The organism is Sphingobacterium sp. SYP-B4668, from assembly GCF_027627455.1.
Classification (GTDB): domain Bacteria; phylum Bacteroidota; class Bacteroidia; order Sphingobacteriales; family Sphingobacteriaceae; genus Sphingobacterium.
Window position 1 is genome coordinate 2,034,335 of record NZ_CP115483.1, and the last position, 19,409, is coordinate 2,053,743.

Here is a 19,409-nt window from a genome sequence, read left to right on the forward strand (position 1 = left end):
ATGTCGAACATGAACTAACAATCTGTCTGAATTTTATCTTTTGTGTCAGTCTTTATACCGCTATATTTCTACATTGTCATGTAGGGCACCATCTGCAGTTTTGATAATACGTGAAGGCATATTGCGGATAATCTGATAATCATGCGTGGCCATCAATACAGCAGTACCTGATGAAGCAATATCTCTCAATAACAATACAATTTCCTCCGAAGTGGCAGGGTCCAGATTACCTGTAGGCTCATCTGCCAGTATAATCTCGGGGTTATTCAATAGTGCACGGGCTATTACGACACGCTGTTGTTCACCACCAGATAGCTCGTGTGGCATTTTCTTCAATTTGGAGCGTAAGCCCACCTTTTCAAGTACATCTAGCATACGATTCTCAATAAGACCTTTGTCTTTCCAACCTGTAGCTTTGAGTGCAAATTCAAGGTTTTTTTCAATAGTACGATCGTTGAGCAGGTGAAAGTCTTGAAAGACAATACCCAATTTACGTCTCAGAAACGGTACGTCATTGTCGTGTAATTTACGAAGATCGAATCCTGCCACCATGCCTTCGCCATTTCCGATGTAAAGGTCGCCGTAGATTATTTTTAATAAACTACTTTTTCCACTACCCGACTGACCGATGAGGTACAAAAACTCGTTTTGGTCTATTTTAAGATTGACATTTGACAGTACTAAATGTTTCTGTTGATAGATATCAACATTTTTTAACGTTATTACGGTATTTCCTATCATCTTTACTTACAGTTCTAATTTTTTGATTTGACCAAAAGGCAGTTCATTGACCACCTGCATGATATATTCTGTCTTATCTCCCAAACCTATTTTTTCCAACGATTTGTCGGGACGGTCCACCCTAAAATAAGCCAATAGCGTGAATTCATCATCTCTAAGTTGCACATAGTCTGGTATTTTTGCGACACCTTTTACTTTAACGATATACATATCAACACAAAGTTATGATTTTTTGATAAACCTGACTTATGAATGCTAAAATAAACCTATCCCTATTGGTTTGCAAATAAAAAGTCTAATGTGTTGATGCCGTCAGCATAATCATCGAGCGCTGGACATTGACTCTGGCCAAATTGGAATGTTGGAATTTCTGTTTTCAAGGCTATTGCCGTAGTGATACATTGGACCTGCTCTGCCGAGGCATTCAAGGTGTCTTCGACCTGCTGTATATTGTCATATTCTTGAAAAAATAGGACGGCTAAGGGCGAAGCCGTACGGTCATCTTCTTTAAGTAAGAGGAAGCCGTTGTCAAAGTGACGGTCCTTGTTGATAAGGTATATAGACTTGTTGTAGTCGTAGTTATTGTTGTATTTGAAATGATCGCCAATTGCTGAAAATTGTTCCAGACCTTCAAATAAATGTGCAACATTGTATCCTTTGGGTACGAATATCTTAGAAACGGATCGGCAACCCAATCCAAAATAATCAAAGATATCATGGCCTAGTTGTTGGAGCTGTTCACTGGATTCATTTCCGGAAAGGACGGCTATGGAATTTCTGTTTTTACGGATGATATGTGGTTTTTTTCCGAAATAGTATTCAAAATAACGAGAGCTGTTGTCACTGCCGGTGGCGATTACGAGGTCGAAGTCGTGGAGTCTATCCACGAGTTGGAAGCGCTCGGCAAATCGAGGTTCGACATCTACCAGTAAGCCAAGTATAGCGGTGGTGAGGCCTGCATCGTCAGAGGAAACTTTAATCTGGGCCTTAAATCCAGCCAAAAGTACACAAAGAATATCGTGAAAGCCGACCAAGGGTATATTACCCGCCAACACGAGCCCTACTGTCTTTTCGGATGTTACGTCCGGATAGGGCTGTAACCAGTTTGTGAGTTTGCTTTCTTCAAGATTGGCCGATATCGCGGAAATGGACTGCTCTACGTTGGGAGCGGTGTACCACGGATTTTTGTATACCGCGTTGGCAATGGTTTCAGCGAGGTACTCCGGCGTTTTTCGCAATTGCTGACCTAACTCAGTGAAGGCTTTGATGCGTTGTTCTTTTGTCAAAATGTTCAATTCTTCTATATTTAAAGCCTCAAATTGTGCTATCTTTGTGAGAGCAAAGAGACTATATTCGGATTATTGATTTAAAATCTATACGATTAATAGTCTAATATATTATCTTTGCGGTACAAAAATAGTTTATTTATCAGAATTGAGAGGTTATAAATGGCGATAAAAATTACAGATGAGTGCATTAACTGTGGAGCTTGCGAACCGGAGTGCCCTAATAATGCGATATATGATGCTGGAGTAAGTTGGAAATTTTCGGATGGAACATCCTTGGACGGTATCATTGATTTTGGTGATGGCGTGACGTTGGATGCAGGGGAGACACAGGATGCAATTTCCAATGAAGTATATTATATTGTATCGGACAAATGCACAGAATGTGTCGGTTTTCATGATGAGCCGCAGTGTGCTGCAGTATGTCCAGTAGACTGTTGTGTTGACGACGAGGATATTCGCGAGAGCGAAGACGAGCTTTTGGCCAAAAAGGCATGGCTTCATGGTGAATAGTATCCTTTAAAGATATTTTGATAAGGCTTATTCCTCTAGGAGTAAGCCTTTTTTTGTGTTATAGAATTCTTCTTATCGTAGGGATATGACCATTTGTCGAGTCGGCTGAGGATGGGATATTTTATTGGATTTTTTGTCCTTATTTCCTAATTTATACGCTCTAAATTGTTCGTTCAAGCGAATAAAATTTGTCTATCACCTTAGATTTTTTATTTTTGTTCATTAAATAACCTTAATAAATACTGAATGTTTAAATCAAAATTGGGTCTTTTGACCTTTGCAATTCTTTCAATAGCCACGATCCTGACGGTTGTCTACGAGTTTGGGTGGGTGAATATTTCGCCTGCTGTAATGATGGTGGTTCGTTGGATTGTGGGAATTGTTTTGGTCATCACCGCCTTACGACGTAAGAATCTGACGACTTGGATTTTGACCTGTATGATATTGGGTATCTTTGTAGGAATTGACTTCCCTAATTTTGCAATCGCCTTACAACCCCTAAGCCAGGGATTTATTAAGCTTGTGAAGACGATTGTAGGTCCTATATTGTTTGCTACTTTGGTGTATGGTATTGCTGGCCATTCGGACTTGAAACAGGTGGGGCGTATGGCTTGGAAATCGATGCTGTACTTCTTCTGTGCAACTACTTGTGCTATTTTTATAGGCTTGGCGGCAATTAATATCACACAAGCGGGTGTGGGAGTAGATATAGAACATATGCCGCACGAAGAGTTACCGGCTAAGAAGGTCGATGCCAGTCAGGCGATATTGGAACATCTGCCTGAGAACGTCCACGGAGTCTATAAGTTCACTTCTTTCTTCCGTGATTTGTTTCCGGAGAATATCGTGAAATCTGTTCATGAAAATCAGGTTTTACAGATTGTGGTCTTTGCTGTACTGTTTGGGATAGGTCTGGCATTGGTAGAAGAGAAGAAAAGAAAGCCTTTGGTCGACTTTACGGAAAGTCTATCCGAAGCGATGTTCAAATTTACGAATATCATCATGTACTTTGCGCCAATAGGGGTGGGAGCAGCGATGGCGTATACCGTGGGGCATTTGGGAGTTGACATCCTCAAGAATCTGTTTATGTTGCTGGCAACTCTATACTTGGCGTTGATTGGCTTTTTACTTTTGGTTTTATTGCCTGTGGCGCTGTATCTCAGAATACCTATTGGTAAGTTTATAAGCGCTATCAAGGAGCCTGTTTCCATTGCATTTGCAACGACTAGCTCTGATGCTGCTCTTCCGAAAGCAATGAATGCTATGGAGCGCTTTGGCGTACCTCGTCGTATAGTTTCATTTGTGATTCCTACGGGCTACAGCTTTAATCTTGACGGAACTTCTTTGTACTTGTCTTTGGCTTCTATATTTGTAGCACAAGCCGCTGGTATGCACCTTTCTTTGGGACAACAGTTGCTTATTGCATTTACATTGATGATTACCTCCAAAGGGGTAGCAGCTGTACCTAGGGCATCCTTGATTATCCTGATTGCTACGGCCGACCAGTTTGGGCTCCCCGTTTTTGTCATAGCTGCCATTCTGGGTATAGATGAGTTGATGGATATGGCGAGGACCTCTGTAAACGTTATTGGTAACTGTTTAGCTACTGTTGTAGTGGCCAAATGGGAAGGTGAGTTTGACGAAGAGGGACCCTATCGGACAGATGACCCAGACGCCTTGTAAAAACCGATTCTAGTATATAAAAAGGCCTGAAATTATTCAGGCCTTTTTTTGGTTATAGATGCGGTCGATTCTATATTTGAGTAAGAATCAACCAGGCATTGGTTGCTTTAAATGCAGATAGTCTATGCGGCTTTAGTTGAAATTCAAAGAGGCGGGGCCAAACTCTTCGAAGTAGATCGCCTCTATGTTTATTCCGTTGCTGGTGAGATATGTTACATGTTTTTTGATAAAAGGTGCTGGACCGCAGATGTAGTATTGTGCCTGTGTGTCCAATACATCAGCTGGAACTTGGTCAAGTGAGACCCAGCCTTGATGTAGGTCCTCTTGCATGGCTTCTACGCTGTCGTAGAATATGTGCTGCTTGAGATTATCGTTATTGGTCTGAATTTCTTTGATTTTGTCTTTGAATGCATGGACTTGTTCACTGCGACAGCCGTGTATCCATGTGATTGGAATATTGACTTGTTGCTTTGTTAATGATTCAAGCATGGCCATTAAAGGTGTTTGACCCACGCCGCCACTGATAAATACTTGTGGGCGATTACCTTCTTGTTTTAACGTGAAGTTTCCAGCTGGAGCGGTCAATTCGATGTGGTCACCTTCTTGTATATGCTCATGCAACCTATTGCTGATCATGCCGTCTGGATGCTGGCTGCCTATTTCCTTCTTTACGGATATTCGGTAATAGATGCCATTTGGCGCACACGAGATACTATACTGACGGGGTTGGAGGAGACTCAATTGAGGGAGGAATAGTCGCAAGCTAATAAATTGACCAGGTTGGAAATCTGCGACAGAACCACCATCGGCAGGGTAGAGGTAGAATGATGTGATTTCAGCCGACTCTTGTTCTTTTTTGTTGACGATAAATGGTCGCCACCCTGTCCATCCACCTACTTTTGCGGTCTGCTGTTGGTATAGCTTCTGTTCATGCCCTGACATAAGCGTTGCCAGTTGTTCGTATGCAATCGTCCAGGCTTCTAAAAGTGCGGGGCTGGCTCCCTCACCCAATACCTCTTGTATGGAAGCAATCAAGTGTCTTCCAACGATGCTGTAATGTTCTGGACGTATATCCAAGCTGGTATGTTTGTGTCCTATTCCGTCAACAGCTGGAAGCAGTACGGAGGGGTCTTCAATATGTTCGGCATAGGCGAGTACCGCCATGGCGAGCGCAGTTTGCTGTCGTTGATTTTGCTGATTGCCCATGTTGAAGACATTCTTCAACTCTGGATTGTGTACAAACATACGGTTGTAAAAGTGAGTGGTTAGCAATACACCGTGTTCCCTAAGTACAGGGACTGTTGCCTTTACAAGGTCTTTTTGTTGTGGGGTCATCATATTTATTAGCGATTAATAGAAGAGTTTTTTATCTTCTATTATGTTAAAAAAATGCTATTTGCATAGCGTTAAGTTTCCTTTAATCAATTCAAGGTTGAATTGTCCAATGCTTGTCTTTTTGAGCATGATGCTGAGTTGATTTCTGACTTTCTTAAAGTCATTATGCAGGGGGCAAGGATTTTTTTCCGAACAATAGTCCAATCCCATTCCACATCCTATAAAAATCTGCTCGCCATCAACCGCCATGACAATATCGGCAATAGGCTTCTTTAGCCCTTCGGGATCTATGAAAAAGCCACCATTCGGTCCCTTTGACGATTGGATGAGTCCTTCCTTGCTGAGATTTTGAAGAATTTTACCCAAGAATGGTTCTGGAGATTTTACTTTCTCAGCAATCTCCCTGATGCCCACTTTCCGACCTTCGTGGGAACTTTGAGCGATATAAAAGACTGCGCGGATTGCGTACTCACATGTTTTTGAAAAAACACCCATTCTTGATTTAATTTAATATGTGACCAAAAGGATAAAGATACATATCTAATTGTTATTAATCACATTTTGCACCCGATGCAAGTGGTCATTTTTGTGTATACTCAATCTGACGATAGTGTCCTGCACAGCTGTTAGGTCGTGGAGAACGGATCCTTCCAATCCAATCAGTTGCCCCGCCTTCATACGGTGTTGCTCACTTTGTACACCTAGGATTATTTCCCCTGTCAAGATATGGATTACGATAGGGAAGGGGCTTTGGTGTTCGTCCATGGTCTGGCCGTTTGCTAGGCATATTCGGATTTCCTTGGTGGTGCTTGTTTCCAATACGAGGGTCACGGATGGTTTGTTGTCTCCATAGGTTACTCCCTCTGTGAAGGAGGCAGGCAGGTTATCTTTTTTTGTTTCCATGTCTGATTCGATTCAATTACAGAACAAAGGTAGCGATTAAATAATAAAAGAGTGTAAACTCTTTTATTATTTAATCTTTCTGAACAAACGATGACAAACTCTTGGTTTATCGGAGCGCTTGCTCAAAATCTGCTATAATATCTGCTATTGCCTCCAATCCTACACTGATACGAACTAGGCCATCTGTGATCCCTGTTTGTAGCCGAATTTCTCTCGGTATACCGGAGTGTGACATAGAAGCGGGATGAGACACCAGTGTATCAACGGTGCCCACGGATACTGCTCTGGTACAAATCTGGAGTTTGTTGACCAAGTTTACAGATTTTTGGTATCCTCCTTTTAGATCAATACTCATAATCGAGCCTGCGTGACGCATTTGCTTGCGACTGATGTCGTAATCGGGGTGGGTAGAGAGGCCGTTGTAGTGAACTTTTTCAACTTCAGGGTGCTTGGTCAGGAACAGGGCCAGATCCATGGCATTGCGGCAGTGTTGTTCCATGCGTAGGGCCAATGTCTTGATTCCTTGTAGGACCAAAAAGCCATCAAATGCATTACTATTGGCGCCTAATAATTTATACGTATGCAAGATATGGCCATTCATGGCAGCTGTGTCGCGTCCTATCAATACGCCACCTATTGCATTTCCATGCCCATTCAGGAATTTGGTGGTGGAGTGGAAGATAAAGTCTACGCCATACTTAAAGGGCTGTTGGAGGTAGGGAGTGGCAAAAGTATTGTCTACCGATACAAGCTTATTGTATCTTTTCGCAAGTTGGACTATCTGCTCCATATCGATGCATTGCATGGTTGGGTTTGCAGGAGATTCAAAGTGTACCAATTTTATTTCGGGAGTTTGTTTTAGGATGTCCTCCACTTGATGGATATCAGTCATGTCCGAAAAATATGCTTTGATCCCGAATCGAGGTAGCAGTTTGGTGATGAACTCATGTGTGCCGCCATACAAAGAAGGTGTAGCGAGTATGGCATCTCCTGCTTGGAGTGTAGAGATGAATAGGGTAGACATTGCGGCTTGTCCACTTGCGGTCAATAAGGCTCGGGCTTGCAATGGCTGCCCCTCGGTGTCTGTAATATTCCAAGTTTCAAGGTCGGCAATGGCCCGTGCTGTCGCATCGGTAGTCGGATTGCCAAATCTAGAATATATATATCCGCTTTCTTCGCCCGTAAACCTACGCATACCTTGTTCGGCACTGTCGAATGTAAAAGTAGAGGTGGCATAGATGGGTTGGAGATGCGCATACTTGTCGTGGGTGTGCTGTTGATGTAAAGCCAAAGTTTCAAAGTCGATTTTAGGTGTGTCCATATTGGATTTGTATAGGTTTAGGTCATTTATGAATGATTATCTCTGCTCTTTGTAGTATTCTTCAAGGTACTGCTTTAGTACGATAGCGTTGGAGTGTTGTTGGTCCTTTGCAGCATACAACAGTGTGATGGTCGGTTGGTCTTCCCATTTGTCCAAGTAAGTGGGAAGGAGTTCATTTCGGGTAAGCTCTTTTTTATACTGTGCTTCAAACACTTCCCAGCGTTCAAGAACATGTGCATACGCTAGCCGAATTTCCGTCGATGAAGCAATATCTTTCGCCCATTCATCTATTTTAGCATTTTCCTTAGCGAGCCCTCTTGGCCATAGTCTGTCTATAAGCACACGATATCCGTCTTCTTCGTCAGGTTTTTCATATATCCGTTTGATACTAATCTGAGGTTGCATGTATTAAAGTTAAGGAGAAATGAGGATAATATTACAATAAAAGATATTTTACTCTTTTATTATACATATATTTGTTTACCCAAATAGGACAGAGGGATATTGTGGAGGCATATTAATGGGAGCATCTATGGAAAAGAAAGATATAACATCATTGGAGGAAATCCGATTGCTGGTGGATACATTTTACGGCAGGGTAAGGTTAGATGGTTTGATTGGTCCTATCTTTAATCGACTACTCGATGGTCGGTGGGAGGAGCATTTGAAAAAAATGTATGCTTTTTGGGAGACCTTACTTCTGGATGAGCACACGTATTTCGGTAGTCCCTTTCCACCCCACGCTGCGATGTCACTTACGCCGACACATTTTGAGACTTGGTTGGGGCTTTGGCGTCGTACGGTCTATGAATTTTTCGAAGGAGAGAAAGCCGATGAGGCTGTCTTGAGGGGCGAGAAGATGGCGACGATGTTTCTGTCCAAGATTGAGTATTTTAATAATTTGCAGTCGAAGCCGCTTACCTAAGGCTTTCATCCTACTTACCCACTCCTATGCATATCACAGCGCAGACTCTAATTGGCGATCTTGTTCGCAAGTACTACAATACTACCGTCGTATTCCATACATATAGAATCGATTATTACTGTCACGGTAATAGGAGTCTACTTGAGGCTTGTGATGAAAACACTGTTGATGTAGACGAATTGGTGAAGCAGTTGCAGATTTCGTTACATATTGAAGATCCGCACGAAGTCCCTTACTATAAATGGAGCATGGACGACCTTACTGCACATATTGAAAAGATACACCGCTACCTACAAAATGAATTGCGGGATATCCTTGGAAAAGTGGTGGCCAAAGGGGCGCGAGCCATTTCTGAACAAAGGTATTGGCTGGAATTACAACGTTTGTTGACCTTGGCCTTGGGCCGATTGCAGCATCACCATCAGAAAGAAGAATTGTTTTCACTCCCTTATTTTAGAAAAATATCCTTGGCCAAAGACAGTGGCGAAGCCATCCCATCATTAGAGGCCGAACAGTTGGAGCGACATTTGGATATCATGCGGCAGGAACACGAGGTGATTGCCAATAAGGTGAAACGTATTTGTAACTATGTGCTTGCCTCTGAATCACAAGAACAGGACGAAGAAAAGTGGTTGGTCCGGAAACTCAAAAATCTAGATGACCAGGTCAGGTTGTATATCCATTTGGAAAACAATGTCTTATTCCATAAAGTAACACAGATTAATAACTAGTTATTTGTTTCACTCTCATTAGGCTACACGAGAGATTAGCGTCAATTTTGGATTTGTTTTTCTGTCCTTATCGCTATGACCTATTTAGGGTCTGCTCATCTTATTTGCGCTATTTTTCCTTTTTTTGTGTTACACGTTCAGTCAATATATCCACTTTATCTTTCCTTTTTTTGTTTATCATTTTTTTCTTCTTCAAAAAACATTGACATCTCATCTATCCAAATTTATGAGTTAAATCACTTTTGTATTCATTACAAGGTGAATTTTAAAATCAAAAATAAACGTATATGGAAATAAAAAACAATATCGTTAATTAACTGTTAAAATATATATTGGTTGTTGATTGCGAAATCGAAATTTAGTTTTACTTTTGCAATAAGAAACTTTGGAGGATTGTCTTACACTTCTTCAAGTTTCGATTATCTACTATGAAAACGTATGGATGTAATCTGTGCTTGACCTACAGGTGTCCGGTTGCATCATTTATTAATCTATGAAAAGAGTTGCGCTCAATTGGGTATGGACGTTGGTGCTGGTGATGCTGTTCTGTGGGACGGAAAGAGAGGTGTATGGGCAGTCTAAAACTTATTTGAACGGCCAAAAGACCGGGAACAGATACCAAACTGGAAGCTTAATTGGACTGGGGCCGGGATCTGCAAAACTAACTGCTCCAATGGAAACATATCAGGATGGATGTTTAGTAAATGAATTTAAATATTATTATGGAGATGTAAATATTTTAAATGCAAGTACAACGACTGCTACACAGCTTATAGCAGCAAGAACATTAGGTGTTGCAGGGCTATTAGGGACGGGGGCCGACGTTTATTTTCAAATTAGAAATACGAGCAATACAGTTCTTCAAGGTGGAACAACCGTATACTTTAAATTAAAAGAGGCACCGGTAAGTACAGGTATAGATTTGAATGTTGGAGGATTACTTGGATTAACACCTCTTTTAAGTATATCGGGCGGAGGATATATCCAAGCTTCAAACTATAAATTTCACTCTGGCGGATGGGGAGTGTTGTGTAGTAATGCATATAATGGGAATGAAAATGCTGGAAATCTGGTTGGTACATCTACGGGTACTAAAACATTATTGTTAATTGATGAATTTGGGGAGTGGTATGCTGCTGTTACCCCAGATGCTGATTTCAATTCAGTGAGATTAAATCTAGCTTATCCAACAACGGGTGTTACGGTTTTAAGTGCCTTATCAGAAATAAAGGTCAATATTTATAATGCTTTTACTCAGTCTTTTGGAGGAAATTGTAATATAGCGGCACAATATACTTCCCCAGGTGAGGCTTCAGGCATTGCATTAAATGCAGGAGCTTTAGGGCTAAACCTATCTCAACTAATCGCTAATCCTCAATACGCCATAAATAATAACAGTAATGAATATGCATCATATTCTTCTGGCGTATTGAATCTTGGGGTTGCTAGTACTATTTCGCAAACTATATATTTTGATCACGTTACTTCCGTTCAGGATGCAGTGAAAGTTAGGTTGGGATTGAGCAATAGCTTGATTGGTCTGGGTGTTGGAAAGTTAAATGCCATTAAATTTATAGCTTATAAAGGCGTATCAGAAATACCTGTCTGGTCTGGTGGGCTGGAGGCCATAGCTCAACTATTGGGTTTAGATCTTCTGAATCTAATTAATTTAGGGGGGACACATAAGGAAGTTAATATAACTTTTAAACCTAATACTGAATTTGATAGAATAAAAATTGAATATGATGCAGGTTTGTTAAACCTTGGTGTGATAGGTGATGCACTTCGAGTTTACAATATGTCGTTAGCACCTGCTGCTCCTCTAATTGTTGATACAGGCCAACCTCATGATGTACAAGCCTGTGCTGGAGAGAACGCAATATTAGATGTTACCGCGATACCAGCTGGCGGCACTTCTCTTACTTATCAATGGCAAGTAAATAACAGTGGAAGTTGGGTTAATATAGGAGCAACCTCTGCGTCATCCAGCCTTACTCTTTCTAGTGTACAAATAAGTGATAACACTAAGAGATATCGAGTGATAGTAACAGGTGGAAACGCTGGATGCCTTCAAACTATTACTTCTGAGGAGGCATTGTTGACAGTGTTGCCTTTACCCAAAAATCCCAGTTTAAGCATTCAGAACACCTTTGATTAGATAGAATTATAAACACAAAAAACAATTAAAATTAATCGATATGGAAAGTAAACTAAAATTATTGAAAACAGGGTTGTTAGCACTGTTTTTATGTGCGTTAAGTAATTCCTCATGGGCGCAATTGGTAGCACCTGTTCCTGTAGCGCCTATTGCTAATAAAACAGGATTGGGTTTGGGAACGTTAAATGACGGTGTAGGTACCGTAACTGACCAAGTAAATACCGTTTTATTTTATAAGGAAAGTGCTGGCGTTTCAGAGACTGGCCTAACCTTGCAAGCAAGTTTGACAGATGCTAGTGCATTAACTTTCACTAGCTATAAATGGTATAAGATGAGTTATGACGGTACCACAGAAACACCTACAGAGGTCACTGGTCAGACTACTCGTGATTTGGCGTTGACAGCTCTTCAACCGGGGTATTACAAGTATCGGGTATACGGTTTGGTTGAAGATGGAACTGTATTGTGTCAATCTGAGGAATTTCAAGATATAGTATTCTTTGTACTCCGTCCCTTAGCTCCAACAGCCGGTGCTGCGTCTGGCAGTCTTCCAGGTTTTTGTATTGGAGATGCAACTCCAGCCCCTCTTGTTTTAGATGCCTCTGTGGCCTTTTCTGCCGTTCCGTATCAGGGAGGTAGTTATCCAAATCCAGCGGTAGGAGACTTTGAACTTACCTATAGGTGGTATGCAGTTAAAAAGGGTGATGCATCCGCTACTCAAATCAATCTGCCCACTAATACAGTGACAGATGATGGAGCAGCTAATACCTTCACTTTATCAGATTATTCAGCGCTTTCAGATCCAGCAACATACCATTTTTATGTCGAGGTACAATATAGTGAAGCTATTAAGCAACGTGATAATAGACCTCATGCGTTATGGACGGCTCAGGTCGGAGGAGCTACTACACCTTACGAGTTAATCGTATCTCCGAAACCAGGAAGACCATCAATCACTATCGAAGCTGTTAACGACTAACAATAAACATTAACTAACTATTATACTCATCAATATGCGTTGTCTGTCCCGATACTTGGGGATTATCTTAGCTGTGCTGTTGTTCCTTTCTCAAGGAGCAATGGCGCAGCAGGGGCAGACTTTGCATATTGTTAAAGGTAAGAAGGTGACCTTGCGCGCCGATGCTACCCATGCTATTTCGTATATCTGGTTTCGAAATAATGAGCCAATCAACGGTCTGCATGACCAGCGTATCGTAGTCACCGAAGCAGGTGTATACACCGTTATTGCATTGGGTGATGGCTGTAATTCTGATCTGTCAGATCCCGTCGAAATCATTGTCGACCCCGATGGGGGTGAAGTTACTGTAGATCTAGAAATTCGCAATTTACCTGATGTTAATACAGCAGAGTTGGGCAATACATTCAACTACCAGCTCATGATTCTCAATAACGGGAAGATTGATGCGACCAATTTGGTTGTCACGTTTGATCTTCCTTCCGAATTAGAATATCTACAACCCACGGGAAGCTATATTGGCGAGTTAGTGTATAATGCCGAGCGCAGACAACTGATCTGGAAAATATCTACACTGCAAGCGAAAGATTCACGCGCATTGTGGATTTCTGTAAAAGGAATCATGGATGGTCAGGCCATCACAATGGCCAAAGTTACGGCCAAAGAATCGGAGCATGACTTGACGAACAATGAAGCCACTTCAGCAGTAGATATTGTATTCCTACATATCCCGAATGTCTTCACTCCTAATAATGACGATAGGAATGAGACCTTCTTTATAAAAGGACTGGAACTCTTCACCAAGAGAAGCATCCACATCTATAATCGATTCGGAAATGAGGTGTTCCATGCTAAACACTATGAAAACGATTGGACCGCCGAGACGCTCCCACAGGGCACCTATTTCTATATTCTCGAGGTAGAGGGACCCGAGTACAAACCGCGTGTATTCAAAGGATACGTCACGGTAATCCGTAAGTAAAATAGCAGATAATCAATGCGATTATCTATATTTCTATTCTTCAATTTGCTCTTCACATGCTAGCGCTGAGCGATTGCATCCTTCGCTTTGTAAAACCTTAAAACGAATCATAAACCAACCTAATTTTCTATACGCACAATATCTTACCTTTACGCTGTATAAAAAATGGAAAGATGATAACCGTTGCCATTATAGAAGACGAGCGTGCGCTGGAGCTGATTGAACCTACAGATGGAAATCCCAAGATTCGAGCATTGATATAAGCTATTACCTAAACATGATGTATATGATTGATAATCTTATGAAATACCTAATTGCGCTATTATTTATTACCTCTACGTTGAGCGGCCATGGACAGACGTTGACTGACTGTTCTAGCTGTTCAAAGCAGTTTCTCAAAGCCGATCATATAAAAGATTTGAGCATCGACGAAATCCGTTATTTGACCAATGACCTTTTCGCTCGAAAAGGTTATGCCTTTCAGGATGCAGATATCGATGCCTATTATGCTAGTAAGGAGTGGTATAAACCTGTAAATGCCAACTACACTATTGAATACAGCGCCATAGAAAATCAAAATATCAAACTGCTTCAAGATCGAACCAAAGTGCTCCAAGGCCAACGGAAGCTGTTGATCGCTGAATTGAAAAAATTCAAAGCCTTGGTTGAGGCAGGTAATCAGCAACAATTAAAAACACAGTTTAATTATAGTTTGGGACAAAAAGACGATTTTATCAAAAATGTGTTGGATGAGCTCTTTTTGGACGATATCCATTGGTTCAAGAAGGAAGGACTATCTAGTGTTACCAAAGACAACGGCGATATGGTCAAAGTCTATGCTTTGAAAATAAATGACGATCGCATCGTCTTTGAGTTTGGTCTACAGGGAGGATCTAGTTTAGGTACCCTTTATCCACGGGAGCAGGTCACGGAAGCCTCCTACATCTATATTTTTAGTTTTAAAAATCAAAAACTGAGATTTGAAGAGATAATCGTAGCAGGTTAGCCCATCAATTACCCAAGTTAGTTTATCAAAGAATAGGATATGATGAAATTTTTGAAAAAGAAAGCAACGATTTTTTTAATTCTCGGCATTCTGTCGATGTTGGCAGGTGTTGTTTGGGCAATCGTATTGGCTAGTGGGGCTTCCGCACCTGACAAACTAGCTGCTGTGTATATTGGATTTGCTTTGGTGCCAGTTTTGCTTGTGATTATTGTCGATCGAATTTGCGTTTGGAAATTTGGATCGACAAAAGTCAACAAGGTCCAGCTTTACCTCGTCGGCATTTTTATGGCACTGTTTATCATTAAACTGCTCGCCATTACCTTTACAATTTAACCTAATTATACCTATTCTAATGAAGAGAAAGTCCACCATTCTTTTAATCATCGTCCTCGCAATCGGCATATTATTGCTCATCAGTAATTTTATCCAAGTGTCTCATCATGAAACCTTGTTTTACAAATTGCAGCAATACGTCACCTATTCCAAGACGGACTGGGAGAATTATGAACACAATAAGCAAATGCTTGCCAACAACACAAGTGATGACAATGTTGGAGTCAATGTGACCGAAGTCGAATCTCCTATCGATAATTATCCAGTGGATACCAATCGAGTAGCCCCCGAAGTGAAAGCACGTGAGTTAGCCAAGATAAAAAAGGCTAAGTTTGAAAGTCTTGTTGTAGCCAAGGGAAGGCCCGATCATGAAGACGCCCAAGCGGCATTGATCAGATCCACACAGGGACGATTGACGGATGTTATCATCCAACAGAAAATCAATATCAAGGTGGGGACATGTTATGAAAACCCAAATCGCGAGGGTAATTTCAATTGTGTAAGCTGTATGATTTTACTTTACAATAGAGACAAGAAAGATTGGCAGGAAGCACCGGACGGCGAAAATTTTCTTCAAACTGCTTATGATTTCTATCAACCATCGGAGGGAGCTCCTTGGGAAGCCAAGGACTTGTCTATTCCAATTCCTTTTGACTATGACCTGTATCGCCAGTTTGAAGCAAAAGAATAAATCATTCGACTGTTAACATGCCCACAGAATAACCGAGTGCATCAAGTTTACTAGGATTTTCCTTGTTTTATCTCGAAAATATAGCATACCTCTTTATCGTAATGATGTGCTAAAGGACGGTCTGTATCTGGATTATAGTCATTTCAGCCATGTTTGGCGCTATCGGATCCGTAATAGCAGCTAATGGAGTATTACGTAACCAAAATCGATTTTTATAACGGGAGCTTTGTCAAAGTATCGAAGCTGTAGTACAGCTTCCTTTCCCTCACTCTTTGCCATATCTGCTTTTCGACTAATTTTATAACATTTTGGCTTAATCCTATAAGGAAATACATTCGATAGCCCACTACCTTTGTGTAGTAACCCTAAATCAAAGGTAAACATGATGAATGAGCTTTCTTATTTTGGTAGTGATGGAACTCCTCTTTTTGCTTTGGCATTAACTTGTAAATTGGAAACTCCCAAATCAACGATTATTTTTTTACACGGTGGTGGACCGGATCACAAAAGCATGCTTCCACTTGGTGAAAAGTTTACGGATGCATATAACGTCATTCTACCTGACCTTCGCGGATACGGACGCTCGGTATGCCGGAATAGAAGTCGATATACTTGGAGCCAGTATAGTGATGATTTAATGGTGTTGATTGCCCTTGTAAACGCTCCAAGTGTCATCGTAGTTGCTGCTGGTATCGGGACAACAATCAGCCTGAAGACCATTCTAAAATATCCGCATAGTATCCAAAGTCTAGTATTGATCAGCATCGAGGATATGGAAGATGATGTACAAAAGGAATTGGAAATTAAACTTTTGGAGTCATTTGCTTCACGGGTAGAATCTGATGGAATCGAAGCTGCTTGGAAACCATTGCTTGATAGTCTATCTCCAGTCATTGGACATATGGTCCAAGATGCGATACATCGGTCTGATGCGCAAAGTATCGCTGCTGCAGCCGCAATTGTATACGACCGCTCATTCCAGAATATTCAAGAGTTGAAAGATATAGCTATCCCGGTATTGGTTATCCCGGGTTCTGACTATAGACATCCTAGGGCGCTATCTGAAAGCATCTCCAAATTGCTGGTTAAAGGTCATCTTGCACCAGTTTCACTCTCTGATAGCATTCGAACTACACAGGATTTCTCAAATATGTTATTTAGTCCCATAAAAGATTTTGTAGACCAACTGGAAATCTAAATCCAAAAACCCTCGTCAAAAAAGAATATATTAGCATACTAACTGGAACACTAACCGATCTCGTTGGTTACAAGTTGTATGCAGGTCAGGTGAGTTTCTTGTCAGCGGATATTTTATACGCTATCATTTCTAATCGTATTGCTGTAGCGTGTGGACAGTTAGTATACCTCACTCAAAGCGGCAAACACATCCCACCAGTCAGCTTTCCCGTTACCAGCTCCCAGTCGTACGATAATCAGGTCCTTTGATGGATCTACATAGATATATTGGCCCAAGATACCTTGAGCTAAGAATGTTCCTTTTGACGGTATCCACCATTGGTACTGATAGTAGGATGCACTACCTGGACTATCACTAGGGGTGGTAGATTGCTCCACCCAAGAATGGGAAACGATCTGTTTCCCGTTCCAATTACCACCATTGAGATATAGTCTGCCGATTTTGGCATAATCTCGAGCGGTGGCATTGATACAGCAAAATGTTTTTTCCAAACCATTCTTTTTACGGTCTAAGCTCCAACTCGCATCGTGCTCCATTTGTAAAGGAATCCAAAGCTTTTCTTCTAAATAGCTGCTGATGGTTTTTGTCTGGAGCGCACGTTCCAGTATGAGTCCCAATAACTGGGTGCTGCCGCTCACGTACTCAAACTTTTCTCCAGGTGCTCTTTTGAGTTTTAGCTTCTTGATGGCCTTACGAAGATTGGTGCCGTAATAGAAAGTTGCTACATGGCCAAAGGGGTTGTAATAGCCTTCGTTAAAGTCTAGGCCAGAGGTCATCTGCAGTAGATGTTCGATGGTCACCTTATCAAAGCCATTTGGCAGTAGTTCAGGGATATAATTGGTAATAGGTTCGTCGACAGACTTAATCAGCTTGTCATCCAACGCACAGCCGATAAGGATGGAGGTGATGGACTTTGCCACTGAAAATGAAGGTACGATAGAAGCTGAATCGTAGTCATTCCAATATTTTTCGTACTGGATACGGTCATTCTTAATAATCAAAAAAGCGACGGTTTTGTTGTCTTTCAAATAAGCCTCAAAGGGTACCTGTTGGCCATTGATGGGTAAATATGCAGGTGCCTTTCCGATCGTGTCGCTTACAAATGAAAAAATCTCATCGCCGTTGTGTACAGGACGAGAAGGGAATTTTTTATGATCGTTTATATCGGCAAAATTGTACACGACAAAGCGGACGACCTTGCAAGCGTCGAAGGTAAAGCAAACCAATAATAGGAGAATCACAAGTGATACCCTCGTGAGGTGATAGGTCAACCAGATTTGCTTTAGTTTGCTCATTATCAAAGTGATTTTTAAGGATGTAGTTATCCGAAAGGTACAAAAAAATTAGTAGATCGGTATGGTGTTGCTGGAAAACGAACGATATCATACAGTGCTGTTGTATCTACGGATAATTTTATGAAATTAACATGTCACCGAAGGATTAATCAACAGATTACACAGAGATTTCTAAACATCAGTATCATAACAATAAAAATAATCAGGAAGATGCCTGCCGAAGCCAAACCTATCCCTGCTAATTGATTTTTCTTGATAATGAGGCTGTAAGCTCCCAATAATAAAGCTATTATAAAGAAAAGCAGATAAAATAGAATGGACATATCCATCCAAGATACCGGACCGAATACAATTGACAAAAAGGATATTAACCCCATTGATGAGCTTATCAGCGAACCTATTGCGGAGGGATAATAATCTTTTTTCATGGGTAATTTAGAATTATTGTTATTGACAGGCAAAGAAACGAAATTTTTATATGGATATATATCCCTGAAAACCAGTATTCTTGCGTCAAGTATAGTGTTGCCATCTCTCGGCTGTTTTTTTTCGACTGCTTATGGGGCAATAATCAACTGCCTGACTAGGCAAAAGGTGTGTTTCGAATTATAAAATTTTATTCTGTACTTTTGATGCCGAAAACCATACATTAAAGATAACTTAACCTAGATATAATATAAGCTTTATTCTAGGCCACCTAAATTTGCCGACGTGAATCCAATTGATTTAAACTATGAGTTTGATGCGGAAGCTGCTCTGCTCGGCGAGTTAGCGTCTGGTAGCCACGAAGCATTTGAAAAACTTTATCGGCTACACTGGGTATTTGTCTACAATGAAGCTTACAAACGGCTAAAGGACCAAAATGATGCGGAGAATATTACACAGGATATTTTTACGACAATTTGGGAAAATAGGGAAAACACGACGATTCACAATTTAAAACCTTACCTATTCGTCCTGACAAAAAATAAAACGCTAAACTTCATCCTGAAGAATAAGCCTACCCTAATAACGGACTACGAAGAGGATTTGCACGACGATTCTTCACCATTAAAAGACTTGCTTACAAAGGAAGCCTACAACAACCTTAATAAAAAGATTCTTTCGTTGCCTCCTCAGCAGCGTACAGCTTTTGCAATGCGCTATCAGGAGAATAGATCGACTGATGAGATTGCGCAGGAGATGGGGATATCAGTCAAAACTGTTCGGAATCATTTAGGAAGGGCTATTTCCGCAATTCGTGATATCCTGCAATTTTTAATCCTGCTTTTTTTCTGATAAGGCAGCTCTTCTATTGTAATCTTGGACGTTCCATGTTCTGAGAGGTACCAA

At 41.0% G+C, this 19,409-nt stretch carries 21 protein-coding genes; 12 read left to right on the top strand and 9 right to left on the bottom strand.

Annotated elements, in window-relative coordinates; genetic code table 11:
- Positions 1 to 60: 60 nt before the first annotated feature.
- The 3 genes from OQ289_RS08555 to OQ289_RS08565 all read right to left on the bottom strand — a co-directional run bounded on the left by OQ289_RS08555 (position 61) and on the right by OQ289_RS08565 (position 2,036).
- A complete protein-coding gene (locus OQ289_RS08555; RefSeq protein WP_033564480.1) occupies positions 61 to 741 on the bottom strand; it encodes a cell division ATP-binding protein FtsE in 681 nt (226 codons plus the stop codon).
- 6 nt (positions 742 to 747) lie between these two features.
- Complete coding sequence (locus tag OQ289_RS08560) at positions 748 to 951, bottom strand: hypothetical protein (RefSeq protein ID WP_033564481.1); 204 nt, start codon at positions 949 to 951, stop codon at positions 748 to 750.
- A gap of 62 nt (positions 952 to 1,013) precedes the next feature.
- Positions 1,014 to 2,036 carry an acyl-CoA reductase gene (locus tag OQ289_RS08565; RefSeq protein ID WP_333485595.1) on the bottom strand — a complete coding sequence of 341 codons (1,023 nt, stop codon included), beginning with the start codon at positions 2,034 to 2,036 and terminating at the stop codon, positions 1,014 to 1,016.
- A gap of 153 nt (positions 2,037 to 2,189) precedes the next feature.
- Here OQ289_RS08565 and OQ289_RS08570 point away from each other — a divergent pair, with 153 nt between their 5' ends.
- Positions 2,190 to 2,540: a 4Fe-4S dicluster domain-containing protein gene (locus OQ289_RS08570; RefSeq protein WP_033564482.1), complete on the top strand. Its 351-nt coding sequence runs from the start codon at positions 2,190 to 2,192 to the stop codon at positions 2,538 to 2,540.
- 246 nt (positions 2,541 to 2,786) lie between these two features.
- The gene (locus OQ289_RS08575; protein WP_270090316.1) at positions 2,787 to 4,223 is read left to right on the top strand and encodes a dicarboxylate/amino acid:cation symporter; all 1,437 of its coding nucleotides are present in this window, start codon (positions 2,787 to 2,789) and stop codon (positions 4,221 to 4,223) included.
- Between the two features lie 132 nt (positions 4,224 to 4,355).
- Here the strand turns inward: OQ289_RS08575 and hmpA are convergent, their stop codons facing one another.
- From hmpA to OQ289_RS08600, 5 genes are all read right to left on the bottom strand, one after another.
- Positions 4,356 to 5,561, bottom strand: coding sequence for an NO-inducible flavohemoprotein (gene hmpA, locus OQ289_RS08580; protein WP_270090317.1), 1,206 nt, complete (start codon positions 5,559 to 5,561; stop codon positions 4,356 to 4,358).
- 54 nt (positions 5,562 to 5,615) lie between these two features.
- Positions 5,616 to 6,053 (bottom strand): RrF2 family transcriptional regulator, encoded by a 438-nt coding sequence (locus tag OQ289_RS08585; protein ID WP_033564484.1) that lies wholly within the window; start codon positions 6,051 to 6,053, stop codon positions 5,616 to 5,618.
- 45 nt (positions 6,054 to 6,098) lie between these two features.
- The gene (locus OQ289_RS08590) at positions 6,099 to 6,461 is read right to left on the bottom strand and encodes a hypothetical protein (protein ID WP_033564485.1); all 363 of its coding nucleotides are present in this window, start codon (positions 6,459 to 6,461) and stop codon (positions 6,099 to 6,101) included.
- Positions 6,462 to 6,567: 106 nt separating this feature from the next.
- Entirely contained in the window at positions 6,568 to 7,782 is a 1,215-nt protein-coding gene (locus OQ289_RS08595; RefSeq protein WP_033564486.1) for a trans-sulfuration enzyme family protein, read from the bottom strand.
- Between the two features lie 36 nt (positions 7,783 to 7,818).
- Entirely contained in the window at positions 7,819 to 8,187 is a 369-nt protein-coding gene (locus OQ289_RS08600) for a DUF488 domain-containing protein (RefSeq protein WP_270090318.1), read from the bottom strand.
- A gap of 127 nt (positions 8,188 to 8,314) precedes the next feature.
- Here OQ289_RS08600 and OQ289_RS08605 point away from each other — a divergent pair, with 127 nt between their 5' ends.
- From OQ289_RS08605 to OQ289_RS08645, 9 genes are all read left to right on the top strand, one after another.
- Positions 8,315 to 8,707: a group III truncated hemoglobin gene (locus tag OQ289_RS08605; RefSeq protein WP_270090319.1), complete on the top strand. Its 393-nt coding sequence runs from the start codon at positions 8,315 to 8,317 to the stop codon at positions 8,705 to 8,707.
- A 26-nt stretch (positions 8,708 to 8,733) separates the two neighbouring features.
- Entirely contained in the window at positions 8,734 to 9,438 is a 705-nt protein-coding gene (locus OQ289_RS08610) for a DUF542 domain-containing protein (protein ID WP_270090321.1), read from the top strand.
- 493 nt (positions 9,439 to 9,931) lie between these two features.
- Positions 9,932 to 11,596: a hypothetical protein gene (locus OQ289_RS08615; protein WP_270090322.1), complete on the top strand. Its 1,665-nt coding sequence runs from the start codon at positions 9,932 to 9,934 to the stop codon at positions 11,594 to 11,596.
- A 40-nt stretch (positions 11,597 to 11,636) separates the two neighbouring features.
- Positions 11,637 to 12,575 (top strand): hypothetical protein, encoded by a 939-nt coding sequence (locus OQ289_RS08620; RefSeq protein ID WP_270090323.1) that lies wholly within the window; start codon positions 11,637 to 11,639, stop codon positions 12,573 to 12,575.
- 34 nt (positions 12,576 to 12,609) lie between these two features.
- Entirely contained in the window at positions 12,610 to 13,554 is a 945-nt protein-coding gene (locus OQ289_RS08625; RefSeq protein WP_270090324.1) for a gliding motility-associated C-terminal domain-containing protein, read from the top strand.
- Positions 13,555 to 13,840: 286 nt separating this feature from the next.
- Positions 13,841 to 14,560, top strand: coding sequence for a YARHG domain-containing protein (locus OQ289_RS08630; RefSeq protein WP_270090325.1), 720 nt, complete (start codon positions 13,841 to 13,843; stop codon positions 14,558 to 14,560).
- Positions 14,561 to 14,599: 39 nt separating this feature from the next.
- Entirely contained in the window at positions 14,600 to 14,893 is a 294-nt protein-coding gene (locus tag OQ289_RS08635; protein ID WP_156142793.1) for a hypothetical protein, read from the top strand.
- Between the two features lie 19 nt (positions 14,894 to 14,912).
- Positions 14,913 to 15,584 (top strand): hypothetical protein, encoded by a 672-nt coding sequence (locus tag OQ289_RS08640; protein ID WP_270090326.1) that lies wholly within the window; start codon positions 14,913 to 14,915, stop codon positions 15,582 to 15,584.
- A 382-nt stretch (positions 15,585 to 15,966) separates the two neighbouring features.
- On the top strand, positions 15,967 to 16,782 hold the full coding sequence (locus OQ289_RS08645; RefSeq protein ID WP_270090327.1) for an alpha/beta fold hydrolase: 816 nt from the start codon (positions 15,967 to 15,969) through the stop codon (positions 16,780 to 16,782).
- A gap of 158 nt (positions 16,783 to 16,940) precedes the next feature.
- On the opposite strand, the gene OQ289_RS08650 is transcribed toward OQ289_RS08645, so the two are convergent.
- Positions 16,941 to 18,077, bottom strand: a complete 1,137-nt coding sequence (locus OQ289_RS08650) for a serine hydrolase domain-containing protein (protein WP_270090328.1) — start codon at positions 18,075 to 18,077, stop codon at positions 16,941 to 16,943.
- Positions 18,078 to 18,788: 711 nt separating this feature from the next.
- Here OQ289_RS08650 and OQ289_RS08655 point away from each other — a divergent pair.
- Positions 18,789 to 19,355 carry an RNA polymerase sigma factor gene (locus tag OQ289_RS08655; protein WP_270090329.1) on the top strand — a complete coding sequence of 189 codons (567 nt, stop codon included), beginning with the start codon at positions 18,789 to 18,791 and terminating at the stop codon, positions 19,353 to 19,355.
- Positions 19,356 to 19,409 lie beyond the last annotated feature (54 nt).